We start from the raw sequence: 12,494 nt of genomic DNA on the forward strand, positions 1-12,494 counted from the left end.
CTGGCCGGCATGAAAGACTCCAAAGTGATCGTTGCGATCAACAAGGACGAAGAAGCGCCGATCTTCCAGGTGGCCGACTACGGCCTGGTCGCTGACCTGTTCGAAGCGGTGCCAGAGCTGGAAAAGCTGGCCTGACCCGCCTGCCTGGTTTTTGAAGAAGCCCGGCCCTCTTACAAAGGGTCGGCTTGCAAATGCTTCTTCAAAAAAGCCCGGGTACGATCCTGCACCGGGTTCCTCAGAATGTCCCCAGGAGCCCCCTGTTCCACAACAACCCCACCATCCATGAATACGATCTGGTCAGCAACCTCGCCGGCAAAGCGCATCTCATGCGTGACGATCAACATGGTCATGTGCTCGGCCGCCAGTTGCTTCATGACCAGGTTCACCTCTTCCACAAGCTCCGGGTCCAGGGCTGAGGTCGCTTCATCGAACAACATCACCTTGGGTTGCATGGCCAACGCCCGGGCAATGGCAACGCGCTGCTTCTGCCCACCGGACAAGCGCGACGGATATTCGTCAATCTTGTTTTCCAGCCCGACCTTTTGCAGGTACTCCAGGGCCAGCGCTCTGGCCGCACTTTTCGAGTAGCCTTTGAGCTTCACAGGCCCTATCGCGACGTTTTCACAGACGGTGAGGTGCGGGAACAGATTGAAGTGTTGAAACACCATGCCCATTTGCTGGCGCACCCGATTGATGTGCTGCTCGAAGGCGCGGCCTTTCAAGGGGCGGTTGACCTGATCACCATCCAGCCAGATTTCACCGTCATTGAGCACTTCGAGATGGTTGATCGACCGCAGCAAGGTGCTTTTGCCAGAGCCACTCGGGCCGATGATAGCGAAGATCTGCCCACGCGAGACCGACAGGTCGATGCCCTTGAGCACCTCAAGTGTGCCGTAGGCTTTGCGAGCGCCCTTCACTTCTACCATAGCGTTGTTGTTCATCGTGACATCTCGACCTTGGCTTCAATAAGATGCAACCCCGCCTCGAGTACCAGATTGGCCACGTAGTAGATCACTGCGACGGCTATATAGAACTCAAAGGGGCTATACGTTTCGCTGACAGCCAATTGGGCGCTGTAGACGAGTTCGGCAATACCGATGATCGACACCAGTGAAGTGTCCTTCAGCAACACAATGAGGTTGTTCCCCAGTGGCGCAATGGTTTTTCTGAGCGCCTGCGGAACAATGATGTAGCGCTGGGTCATGGCTTTGCTAAGGCCAATCGAGCGCGCGCCCTCTATCTGGCCTGGGTCGACCGCCTCGATCCCGGACTTGATCACCTCAGCGTTGTACACCGCAAAATGCAGGCTTAGCCCGATTATCCCCGCAGCCAGCGCCGGAATATCGATACCCACCTGAACCAGCCCGTAATAGATCAGATACAGTTGCAGCAACAATGGCGTGCCCATCAACAGCCAGGTCACGAAGCGCACAGGCAGTGCCATGGCTTTCGGCGCATACAGGTCGATCAAGGCGAATAACACACCCACCATCAGGCTGATGACGCTGGAACAGAGAAACATGACAACCGTCCACCACAGACCGGTTGCCAGCATTTCATAGTAAGGCGTGATGACACTCAGGTTGAACCCTTCCACTGGCACTCCTCACTGGGTTGCGTAGCGCCGGTCCAGCACTTCCACCAGGTACTTGACCGCGTAGACCATGACGATATAAAGCAGCGCCGACACCATGAATATCTCGAACGGTTTGTAGGTTGAACTGATGAAGCGCTGCGCGGTGTAAGTCAGTTCGACCACCGAAATGGCCGACACCAGGGCAGAACCCTTGATCAGGCCGATAGCATTTACGCCAAGCGGCCTGATCATCAGCTTCATTGCCTGGGGAATGATGATGAACAACAGCGTCTGGCTGCGGCTGAAGCCAATCGACCGTGCGCCCTCCTCCTGGCCTGGGTCGACATTATCGATAGCCCCTCGAATGGACTCCGACATATACGCCGCTATATTCATGCCTAAACCGATCACCGCAGCAGAAAACGGCTCAAGCTCAATACCTATTTGTGGCCCACCAAAATAGATAATGAACAACTGCACCAGGCAGGGTGTACCGCGAAAGACACTGACGTAGATTTTGGCTGCCCACCGCAAGAGAATAAATGGCGATAACCGGCACGCCACCAGAACGATTGCAAGGAGTAAACCCAGTAAGAGTGACAGCAACGAGATCTGCACAGTTACCCAGGCGGATTCCAGAAAGAACGGGTAGGTGCGATGGATCAATGACAGGTCCATAAAAACCACTCACAGAATTCAGCCAACCCGGCCCAACCTGTCGGTCAGGCCACTCCAGGTGTGCATCAGCGAATATCGCTACCCACCCATTTCATGGAGATTTCTTTATAGGTGCCATCGGCCAGAATCTCGTCCAGCGCCTTCTGCAACTGGGCCTTGAGTTCAGGGTTGTTTCTGCGAATGGCAATGCCCAGGCCTTCACGGCCACCCTGCTCGTCCGGCAGGCTGATGATCCGCACCTTCTGCCCGGTCTCTTTTACCGCAACCATGACCGGAATACTGTCCATCACTACCGCGTCGATACGACCGGCTTCCAGGTCCACCAGCATTTCCGGTAAGCCTTTATAGGTGCGCACTTTAAGATTGCCGCGATTACGCGCCCATTTGTCATGCGAGTCACCCAACGTAACGCCAACGGTGACATCCTTCAGGTCATCAAGCCCCTTGATCGAAGAGTCTTCCTTGACGCCGATGGTACGGCCTGCATGGTAATAAGGGCCCACGAAGTCGACGGCTTTCAGCCGCTCGGGGGTAATGGTCATCGAGGCAATGACAGCGTCATACTTCTTGGCCAGCAGCCCGGCGATAATGCCGTCAAACGGTGTGGTGATAATTTTTATATTCACACCCAGACGCTGGGCGAGTGCTTCACCAATGGAGGCGTCGAAACCGACAATTTCATTCTTTTCATTGGCGAAACTGAACGGAGAGTATTGGCCACTCATTGCCACGCGCAGTACTTTTGAATGTTGAACGGCCTGCAAATCATCGGCGTGCGCCATGCCGTGAGAAAATAATGCAGCCGCTGCAACAGCGGTGGAAGCCAGTAGCATCCTGGTTTTTCTTGCCAGCATCGAGGCACTCCTTGGAAGTTTCTATTTCTTATAGTCTTGGGTTCTGAGGCCCCAACCTTCACTGAGAGCTTTGCACACTGATCCCTTGAAATCACCCTGCAATGTGCGCGTTCGACTGGCACATTGCCGGAATCGACCGACACAATGCCGGCACTACTTCGGGCCTTGAAAAACTGGAGTAGTGTCTGCCGATGCACTAAAAACAAGCAAGTATTCGGCTGGTTTACCTACTGTACTTTGGGCGGCCAGTCACTTATCGGTGATCAGGCGGGAGTGTCAGCATTGCGCGAATTAGACGTCAAAGATCGAGAAATCCTCGACATACTCTCCAAGGAAGCGCGTGTGGCACTCAAAGCGCTGGCTGCAAGAGTTGGCCTGTCAAGAAGTGCCACCAGCGAGCGGGTTTTGCAACTGGAACGCAGTGGGGTCATTCGCGGATATCGCGCCGACATCGGTGAAATCGATGCCCATGTCATACGGGCAATCATCCTGGTAGCGCTGAAACGTACACCGGCACTTGGGTTGTTGGACCTTCTGGCGCAGAACGCCCAGGTGAAACGGGTTTCATCGGTCAGCGGGCAGCTCGACTTGATAGTGGAGGTCGAAGCACGGACGATTGATGATTTGAACCGTGTGCGGGACGCCGTGGCATGCCACGACTCTGTAGATGACATTACTACGGCAGTAGTGTTGCGGCGTGACATAGACCGGCAGAAGGCGTGATGCAGGCGCGGCCTTGTGTCGCGCCTGCAAAGACCGCGTAGTCTGCAAAAGCTACTTCAGTGCTGCGGTAAAGCTGTCTTTCAGCACGTCGAGGAGGAAGTCGGCATTGGCCCGGCTGAAAATCATCGATGGCCGCATTTTCAGCACGTTGTCATGCGGGCCTTCAGTGCCGATCAATACGCCGCGTTCCCTGGCGCCATCAGCCACTTTCCGGGCCAGGGACGTGGCCGGCGCCTTCGACTTGCGGTCGGTGACCAGGACGATGCCGAGGAAAAGCCCAAGCCCGCGCACATCACCAATCACATCGAATTGCTGCTGAAGCTTGCGGAACCCATCGAGCAGGTAGTTACCAACACTCAAGGCATTTTCTTTCAACTGGTCGCGCTCGATTGCATTGAGCACCGCCAGGCCTACCGCGCACGACACAGGGTTGCCGGCGAAGGTATTGAAATACTCCATCCCATTATTGAAGGCATCGGCAACCTCACGCGTGGTGACAACCGCCGACATCGGGTGGCCGTTACCAATCGGTTTGCCCATGGTGACGGCATCCGGCACCACGCCCTGGGTCTCGAATGCCCACCAGTGGCTACCGACGCGGCCGAACCCGACCTGTACCTCATCGGCCAGGCAAAGCCCACCCTCGGCGCGAACCATGGCGTAGACCTCCTTGAGGTAGTTGTCAGGCAGGAACACCTGCCCCGCCACGCTGGGGATCGACTCGGCAAGGAAGAAGCCTGGGCCCTTGCCTGCCTTGCGTATGGCATCCAGCTGCTCTGCGACCGACTCGGCAAAACGCTTGCCGTGCTCTTCCACTGGCCAGTGCCCGGGCGCGTAGTAGCTGTCCGGGACCATCGCCTCGTGAACATGCGCCGCCCTGCCCTTGCCGGCCTTGCGCTTGTACTTGTAAGGGCTAAGGTCGATGAGTTCTTGCGTGGTGCCGTGGTAAGCCCAGTCCAGCACGATCGCCTGGTCACTGCCTGTGTAGTTGCGCGCCATGCGCAGCATCAGGCTGTTGGCTTCACTCCCCGAACAACCAAAGGACGCTACGCAAAGACCCTCTGGCAGGGTACCGGTCAGGCGTTCGGCGTACTCGACGATGTTGTCGTGCAGGTAACGGGTGTTGGTGTTGAGTAGCGCAGCCTGGCGGGTCAAGGCCTCGACCACGTCGGGATGGCTATGGCCCAGGTGGCACACGTTGTTGAAGCAGTCCAGGTAGGCGCGCCCGAAGTTGTCGATCAGCCATACGCCATCACCACGCACGAACTTGATCGGGTCGGTGTACGAAATTGACAGGTTAGGTAGCAGCAGATCCTTGCGCTTGGCAATAATCTGGGCCTTGGTCATCCCTTGCTGGGTGTAGGTCTCTGGCGGGATACCCGCCAAGGCCGAGGCATCGGGGAACAGGTCGGCCCATACCTCCTGGTACTCGGGCTCACCCACGCCAATGACCTCGCTCGCACTCAGCTGGGTATCGGTGGTCATCTGCAGGTGCAGGTGGGGAATCCAGCCGCCGTTTTCATGATCGGTGCCCATGTAACCGACCAAGTCGCCGGCTTCGAGCTTGTCACCGGCTTTCAAGCGGCTGAGCGCTTCATGGGCCATGTGCCCCCACAGGGTCAGAAATGGCGGGCAACCGGGTGGCGTGTGCTCGATCATCACCAGGCCACCATACCCCAGCGGGTCTGGTTCAACCTCCACACTTCTGACAGTGCCAGCGACCGGTGCGTACAACGGCGTACCCGCTGGCATCACCAGGTCGACACCGACATGCAGTGTGCGGCGCTGCCCTTTGATGAAACGGGACTCGAACGCGCTGTCAGTGTAGATGGTGCGCAACTCCCCCCATGGCCCGATGGCCAATGGCACCTGGTGAGCAGCAGAAAACGCTTCCCACCAACGGGTTGCATCTGCAGGGCGCTGTTCAGCCGAGGCGATGGTCATCTCGTGGGTGGCGTCACCAAACGGTGCAATCACCTTGTTGAGGATGGCGGCGGACGGGCGCACCAGGTCGGCGAAGGATTTGTGGTTGTCCGCAATCCAGCGGCGGACATCACCCGCGCCTTCGATGGCATCGAAACCACAGGCCTTGCGCAGTATGCCGGTGGCCAGCCGTGGGTTCATCGAGTCGAGTTGTTCCAGCAGGCGCCAGGCAGGCGCTTCACTGATCGCCAGGTAGGGGTTGTGCTCTGTCTGATCCTGCCGGGAAGCGGAGAACGTGACGCTGACGACCAGGCGCATGGCGATCAGGTTGAACAACACATCAAGCTCTTGCGCCTGCAACGGGTATGTCTCGTGGAAACCGGCGGCCAGCGCAGCAGCAGCGCCGATCGGGTCGTCCATGTCCAGAATGGCGTACGCGCTGGCAATCGCGACCTCGGCAATCAGCACGGTATGCACGGCATCGCCAAAGTCGATGAAGCCCGTCACGGTACTGGTGGTTTCGGCATCGACCAGGATGTTCCAGTCGTTGGCGTCGTTGTGAATCACCTGCGCCCGGAGGGACGCCAGCTTGGGCTGTACGGTCTGTTCAAACCGGGTTATGAAGCGCTCGACAATGGCCCGGCGTTCAGGGCTCTTGATGAAGTGCAGGCGCGACCGGGAGCGCGCAGCATGGCGCAGATCCCAGTCAAGGTCGCGGACGGCACCCGGGTGCATGAAGCCCTGCAGTGCGCGGTCGAGTTCACCGAGTGCCCGACCGAAGTTTTTCATCAGGGCGAATGAGCGCCTGGCCTCGGCAAGTGGCGTACCGGCCAACCAGCTGACCAGGCGTACCGCGTGCGTTTCACCTGTGGCACTGGTCACCGATGGCAGGTAGTCGCCAGCCATGCTGGCCCGCAAGTGAGGCACGCGCAAATGCGCGCCGTGCACGGCCAGGTGATCAAGCAGCGCGGTTTGGAACTCGCTTTCCACCCTGGGTTCGCTGGCATTGACGATTTTCAGTATCCAGCCTGCATCCAGGCCAGTCTCCAGCCGGTAATTGCGATCACGCTCCCCATCCAGGGGCGTGGCAGTGCCAGAGACATTGAAGAAATCTTTTGCAAGGCCCTCGGCTTCGCTTGCCGAAAACCGAGGTGCCGGGTGGGAAAGGTCTGTCATGTCATCACGTTCCGAGCGAGCAAATTGTTTTTCAATAGCTTGTCATGCACCACCGAAACCGACACCCTGCATACCGTCGGGATCAACAGGCATTATGCCGGTTCCGACCGGCATAATGACGGCAAGCTAATCAGGTGGTGCAATGCGTGAGCTGGACGCAAAAGATCGTGAGATTCTTGAAGTACTTTCGAAGGACGCGCGCATTGCGCTGAAGGCATTAGCCGGCCGCATAGGCCTTTCCAGAAGCGCCACGACCGAGCGCGTCGCCAACCTTGAACGCAGCGGGGTCATTCGCGGTTATCGGGCGGATATCGGCGAAATAGATGCCAATGTGATACGCGCGATCTTGCTGGTGACATTGCAGCGCACGCCTGCCATGGGGCTGCTCGACCAGTTGGCCACGGACGCACGCGTGCGGCGGGTTTCCTCGGTGAGCGGTCAGCTCGACCTGGTGGTTGAAGTGGAGACCCGGACGATCGACGACCTCAACCAGGTACGCGACAACGTGGCACGGCACGAATCCGTGGATGACATTACCACGTCGGTGGTCCTGCGCCGTGATATCGACCGGCAGGGTGCCTGACGACCTGCAGGATGGCACGGGCTTCGCCCGTGTTCGCGGGGCAAGCCCGCTCCCACAGTGACCGCGCTCGCTTTCAGCCTTTGTGCGAGACAGTTACTCTCCACAGGGTATGCGAATTGGCCGCCAGCGCAGTTTATACATGCCTAGCGAGTCAACTTGGCCCTGCTGTCTTACTCAAAATCCAGAAGCCTGCGCGGTCACTGTGGGAGCGGGCTTGCCCCGCGAACACCGGCCAAGCCGGTGCCATCCACGCCTAGAGAATCAAGCTTCGCGTATAGGCCGCTCCTGGCGTTCCTGCCGCTCCTTGGCCTCGATGCTCAGTGTCGCGGTCGGCCGCAGCAGCAAGCGCTTGAGGTCGATGGGCTCGCCGGTGTCCTTGCACCACCCGTACTCACCCCGTGCAATGCGCTCCAGGACTTCGTCAATCTTGTCCAGCAGCTTTTTTTCCCGCTCAAGCAGGCGCAGCTGCCGTTGCCGCTGCTCTTCCTCCGCGCCGTCCTTGACCCACAACACTTTGCACGGCAACCCATTCATGCGTTGTACCGCAACAGCATGTATGTACCTGCTGCAACACGCGTTTTCATTGACTAGCTGGCAGCCCGATGGGCCCTTGAGGACACCGGGCTGTAACAGCCATATCACGTTGCTGGCACAGCTCGCATGCGTGCAAGCACGCCCTGAATCTCGCCAACCACCTGCCGGGTTGCCTCGTCGATCGTCCCTTCATTGCGGCACAACACCCAGCCGTACTCTGCAACGGCACGCTCGAACGCCTCGGTACAGGCCACCTGTTCATCAAGGTTGTAGATCACCGTACTGCCAAGCCCACGCGTACGCGCTGCGGCTCGTGCCCATGAGGTTTCAGCGGCTGTGACAACCCCGACATGCAAATCGGGCACTTGCACGTTTCGCTCAAGGTTCAGGCGCAAGATCTGGTCAAAAGGCACCGTGCGACGAAAAGCAGCATCAGAGGGATACCAGCGATCAATCAGGATGATGCTGTCAGCTGGCTGCCTGGGCAGCACATGCCGGGAAATCCAGGCGCGGCTCTCTGCAAAGCGCTCGCACACCTTGAACTCCAGGTCCGGGCATGGGCTTCTGGCAAGCTGGTTGACCAGGACCATGGTCTCGCCCCGGTAAGGGTCGTTGTTTCTTTCGCAAAGGCGGATCACCTTATTCCCGTCCAGGCGCAAGGCTTGAGTGACGGCCTCCAGCAGCGTGGTCTTCCCGGTACCCTTGGGCCCATCGATAGCAACAAACAGCGGGCGGTTCATCGTTCAATACCCGTTGGCTCAAGCGCGGAATGAAAGCATTGATCGTGGCTTGTCTTCAAGCGATTCGCTTGCTGCGTTAACCCTGAGCTTTCCAACCCACTTGCTCAAGGGCCTTCAGCAACCGCGAACCCTCCAGGCCTGGCACTTCTCGCCCGTCCTCTGTTTGCAGGGTCCTGCCTGCCAGGATCGCGTTGACAATGGCCTCTTCTACCGCATCGGCCGCTGCCGCGAACAGCGGCGAAATATTGGCAAAGCACGGTTGATGGCGCGCCGGGCCTTCGCGGGGCTCGATGACACTGACACCGGTGCGTACAGGCTTGCCGTTATGGTGCTTGCTCAGGGTGGCGTGGCCAACCCGTACACCCGGCACATCGGTAATGGCGTTGTGGGGGCCAGGCCGACCAAGGCCCAGCGTGATACCGAAATCGCGTGCTCGCATCTTGTCTCTCGCTCAAAGCTTCTGGAAAGCCGGGCTCAACTTGCCATACGTGCCGTACAGCAACACGGAAGTAATCAGAATGCCAAGAATGATGAAAATGTCCCGGGCTGAAGCCGTACTTAACAGGGTCGTCAACAGGTACCCGGCCCCGTCACCGCAGCCAAGGCCGGCAGTGGCCACAGCGGCATCCGGTAAGGGTGCTCACGGTCGCGGCGCAGCACGCGGCTGAACAGCGCGCACATCCCGACCACCAGGTACACGCACAGGATCAGCAGTACAGTGAAATCTCGCCAGAAACCATAAAGGTGAACCGGCGTCATCTGTACGCGAAGCTGAACATATCGTCTCACCCCGAGCTGTTTTCGATGTTCATACGAGAGTTGGGTTTCACAGATGAACGGGCACATACCCCGTCAACCTGAAAAGGCAGCCACTCGGCAATGCCCAAGGCGGACAATGCCTGCTAGGCTGACGGTGGCGGCCCTTTTGGCAGCCTACTCTTTACCCTTAGGCACGGGCCAAATGACCTCCGATCCGCAAGTAAACCTGACCAACTGCGACCGCGAACCGATCCAGATCCCTGGCAGCATCCAGCCCCACGGCTGCCTGCTGGCCTGCGATGCATCCGCGACCGTGGTCCTGCGCCATTCGCTCAATGCCCCGCATTTGCTGGGCCTGGCAGGCGATATCAACGGGCAGAAGCTGCACACAGTCTTAGGGGACGAGGTAGCCCACACCTTGCGTAACGCATTGGCCCGTACCCGCGAAGCCTCGCGCCCTGCACTCAGCTTTGGCGTGATGCTGCCCAACGGCCAGGCCTTCGATATCGCCGCCCACCTGTTCAAGGGTTCGGCCATCCTGGAGTTCGAACCGGCGGGCGCCAGCATCGCCGAGCCCATCGAACTGGCCCGCACCCTGATTACCCAGCTGCGCGAAACCGCCCAGACCACCCAATTGATCCGCGACGCTGCCCGCTTTGTCCGCGCGGTGCTGGGCTACGACCGTGTAATGATCTACCAGCTCGGTGCAGACGGGGCTGGCCAAGTGGTAGCGGAAGCCAAGCGCGGCGACCTCGAAAGCTTCATGGGCCAGTATTTCCCCGCCACCGACATCCCGCAGCAGGCCCGAGCGCTTTACCTGCGCAACCCCATCCGGGTGATCTCCGATGCCCAGTTCAAACGGGTCGCCATCGAGCCTGTCCTTGACCCGTCAGGCGAACCGCTAGACCTGTCCTACGCGCACCTGCGCAGCGTGTCGCCGGTCCATTGCGAGTACCTGTGCAACATGGGCGTGGGCGCCTCCATGTCGATATCGGTGATCGTCAACGGCGAGCTGTGGGGGATGATCGCCTGCCACCACTACACGCCACGTACACTGACCATGGGGCAGCGGGTGGCCGCCGAAATGTTCGGCGAGTTCTTCGCGTTGCATCTCGAGACCCTGCGCAGCCGGCAAAAACTCGAAGCCGCCGTGCGGGTTCACAACGCACTGGACGACATCGTGCGCGATGCCACCCTGTCAGTGGACCTCGATGGGTTCTTCCACTCACGCCTGCCGCAACTCATGTCGCTGATCCCCTGCGATGGCGTCGGCATATCGCTGCAAGGCCGCTGGGTATCATCCGGGCTGGTATTGCCGAAGGCTGCCGTGCCCGAACTGTTGAACCTGGCAGGCAGGGTCACCGATGGCCGGACCTGGGCGTCCAACCGCCTGTCGATGGTGCATCCCTCTGCCCAGGCTTACTTCACCGACGTCTCTGGCGTTTTGATCATCCCGATATCGCAACAGCCGAGGGACTACCTGATCTTCTTCCGCAAGGAGGTCATCGAGACACTCGCCTGGGCGGGGGACCCTAACAAGACCTACGACAGCGGGGCGCTGGGGGATCGTCTGACACCGCGCAAAAGCTTCGCCGTCTGGAAAGAAACCGTTCACCAGCATTCGCTGCCCTGGACCGAGCAGGATCGCCAGTTTGGTGATGCCATCCGCACCGCCATCGTCGAAGTGGTGCTGCACAACAACGAGCTGCTCGCCGGCGAGCGATCGAAGGCAGAAGTGCGCCAGCGCATCCTCAATGAAGAGCTCAACCACAGGGTCAAGAACATCCTGTCGCTGATCGGGGCATTGGTTGCCCATCCGACCGCTGAGGGGCAGACACTCCAGGACTATGTGACGACATTGAAAGGTCGTATACAGGCATTGTCACTGGCCCATGATCAAGTGGTGCGGGGTGATGGTGGCGGTCGCCTGGAGAGGCTGCTGGAGGCCGAGCTTTCGCCCTATCGCACGGCTGCCGGCATGATCGAGCTGCAGGGCCCTAACGTCATCCTCGATGCGCGCGCCTACTCGGTAATGGCCCTGGTGCTGCACGAACTGGCTACCAATGCGGCCAAGTACGGCGCGCTATCGCGGGCCGGCGGCAGGCTTTCGGTAAGCTGGGCACTCGACGCCGCGAACGCCTGCGCCATCAGCTGGCGTGAAAGTGGCGGGCCAACGGTACGCCCGCCCAGCCGCAGTGGCTTCGGCTCGGTACTGATCGACCGCAGCATCCCGTTCGACCTGGGCGGCACCAGCACAGTGGAGTATTACCCCGAAGGCCTGCAGGGCTTTTTCAGTATCCCGGCCAAGCACCTTACCATTGCCGAAACCTTCGAACCCGTCATCCCGGCCTCGGCCATGGCCCGCGTGCGCGATACCTTTGCAGCGCGGGAGGACTTGTGCGTGATGATCCTCGAAGACCAACTGGTGATTGCAGTGGGCTTGGAGCAGATTCTCACCGATGCTCAAATCAAGCACGTGATCACCGCTAATTCCGAAGCTGAGGCAATGCAACTGCTCGCCGGTTGCACACCGGATGTGGCCATACTGGATGTCAACCTGGGTACCGGCACATCCATTTCCGTGGCCGATGAACTGTTACGCCGTCAGGTTCCCTTCCTCTTTGCCACCGGCTATGGCGACGGTATCAGCATTCCCGAGCACTTGAAGGCTGCCCCCGTAGCGCGCAAGCCTTACGACGCCAACAGCATCCTGGCCAGCCTGCAGGGCCTGTTGGATCGTTGACGGAAGCGACGGAGATTGCGTGGCCTGCGAGGCCTGGGATAACACCGGCCTTGCCGGTGCGCGGCTGAAACCGCTCTTGCAGGAGGGCAGCGCCAGCCTTGAAGCTGGCGCCGTACCTTAGGGCTTATACCGCCAGCGCACGCTCACGCAGCTCGCTGTTGAGGATGCGGTCGTTCTCGCTGTAATCGACCGGGCAGTCGATCAC

The 12,494-nt window shown here is 59.3% G+C and carries 11 protein-coding genes and 5 pseudogenes; 5 read left to right on the top strand and 11 right to left on the bottom strand.

Annotated features, from left to right (window positions below; genetic code table 11):
* Positions 1-135: pseudogene (locus LU684_RS30100) on the top strand (electron transfer flavoprotein subunit alpha/FixB family protein); the annotation flags it as partial.
* A gap of 35 nt (positions 136-170) precedes the next feature.
* Here LU684_RS30100 and LU684_RS30105 read toward each other — a convergent pair.
* The 4 genes from LU684_RS30105 to LU684_RS30120 all read right to left on the bottom strand — a co-directional run bounded on the left by LU684_RS30105 (position 171) and on the right by LU684_RS30120 (position 3,108).
* Positions 171-926 carry an amino acid ABC transporter ATP-binding protein gene (locus LU684_RS30105; RefSeq protein WP_082422073.1) on the bottom strand — a complete coding sequence of 252 codons (756 nt, stop codon included), beginning with the start codon at positions 924-926 and terminating at the stop codon, positions 171-173.
* Between the two features lie 11 nt (positions 927-937).
* Complete coding sequence (locus LU684_RS30110) at positions 938-1,555, bottom strand: amino acid ABC transporter permease (protein ID WP_054833407.1); 618 nt, start codon at positions 1,553-1,555, stop codon at positions 938-940.
* 51 nt (positions 1,556-1,606) lie between these two features.
* Positions 1,607-2,254, bottom strand: coding sequence for an amino acid ABC transporter permease (locus LU684_RS30115; protein ID WP_232895356.1), 648 nt, complete (start codon positions 2,252-2,254; stop codon positions 1,607-1,609).
* A gap of 65 nt (positions 2,255-2,319) precedes the next feature.
* Positions 2,320-3,108: an ABC transporter substrate-binding protein gene (locus LU684_RS30120; RefSeq protein ID WP_031312448.1), complete on the bottom strand. Its 789-nt coding sequence runs from the start codon at positions 3,106-3,108 to the stop codon at positions 2,320-2,322.
* A 282-nt stretch (positions 3,109-3,390) separates the two neighbouring features.
* Here LU684_RS30120 and LU684_RS30125 point away from each other — a divergent pair, with 282 nt between their 5' ends.
* A complete protein-coding gene (locus LU684_RS30125; RefSeq protein WP_096426957.1) occupies positions 3,391-3,831 on the top strand; it encodes an Lrp/AsnC family transcriptional regulator in 441 nt (146 codons plus the stop codon).
* A 51-nt stretch (positions 3,832-3,882) separates the two neighbouring features.
* Here LU684_RS30125 and LU684_RS30130 read toward each other — a convergent pair whose 3' ends face one another.
* The gene (locus LU684_RS30130; RefSeq protein WP_016486803.1) at positions 3,883-6,930 is read right to left on the bottom strand and encodes an aminotransferase class III-fold pyridoxal phosphate-dependent enzyme; all 3,048 of its coding nucleotides are present in this window, start codon (positions 6,928-6,930) and stop codon (positions 3,883-3,885) included.
* Between the two features lie 142 nt (positions 6,931-7,072).
* On the opposite strand from LU684_RS30130, the gene LU684_RS30135 reads away from it, so the two are divergent.
* Positions 7,073-7,513, top strand: coding sequence for an Lrp/AsnC family transcriptional regulator (locus LU684_RS30135; RefSeq protein WP_016486802.1), 441 nt, complete (start codon positions 7,073-7,075; stop codon positions 7,511-7,513).
* A 261-nt stretch (positions 7,514-7,774) separates the two neighbouring features.
* Here the strand turns inward: LU684_RS30135 and LU684_RS30140 are convergent.
* The 5 genes and pseudogenes from LU684_RS30140 to LU684_RS30160 all read right to left on the bottom strand — a co-directional run.
* Positions 7,775-8,005, bottom strand: a pseudogene (locus tag LU684_RS30140) (TraR/DksA C4-type zinc finger protein); the annotation flags it as partial.
* 146 nt (positions 8,006-8,151) lie between these two features.
* Complete coding sequence (locus LU684_RS30145) at positions 8,152-8,787, bottom strand: dTMP kinase (RefSeq protein WP_232895357.1); 636 nt, start codon at positions 8,785-8,787, stop codon at positions 8,152-8,154.
* Between the two features lie 76 nt (positions 8,788-8,863).
* A complete protein-coding gene (locus LU684_RS30150; protein WP_232895358.1) occupies positions 8,864-9,031 on the bottom strand; it encodes a P1 family peptidase in 168 nt (55 codons plus the stop codon).
* 3 nt (positions 9,032-9,034) lie between these two features.
* Positions 9,035-9,226: pseudogene (locus LU684_RS30155) on the bottom strand (P1 family peptidase); the annotation flags it as partial.
* Between the two features lie 12 nt (positions 9,227-9,238).
* Positions 9,239-9,510, bottom strand: a pseudogene (locus tag LU684_RS30160) (APC family permease); the annotation flags it as partial.
* Here LU684_RS30160 and LU684_RS30165 point away from each other — a divergent pair.
* A pseudogene (locus tag LU684_RS30165) lies at positions 9,511-9,648 on the top strand (helix-turn-helix transcriptional regulator); the annotation flags it as partial. It abuts the pseudogene before it with no gap.
* A gap of 100 nt (positions 9,649-9,748) precedes the next feature.
* Entirely contained in the window at positions 9,749-12,289 is a 2,541-nt protein-coding gene (locus LU684_RS30170) for an HWE histidine kinase domain-containing protein (protein WP_016486796.1), read from the top strand.
* A gap of 124 nt (positions 12,290-12,413) precedes the next feature.
* Here LU684_RS30170 and LU684_RS30920 read toward each other — a convergent pair.
* The coding region (locus LU684_RS30920; protein ID WP_370593837.1) for a hypothetical protein at positions 12,414-12,494 on the bottom strand (81 nt) is incomplete at its 5' end.

Origin of the sequence: Pseudomonas sp. NMI542_15 (assembly GCF_021283425.1) — a bacterium.
Taxonomy (GTDB): Bacteria; Pseudomonadota; Gammaproteobacteria; order Pseudomonadales; family Pseudomonadaceae; genus Aquipseudomonas; species Aquipseudomonas fortuita.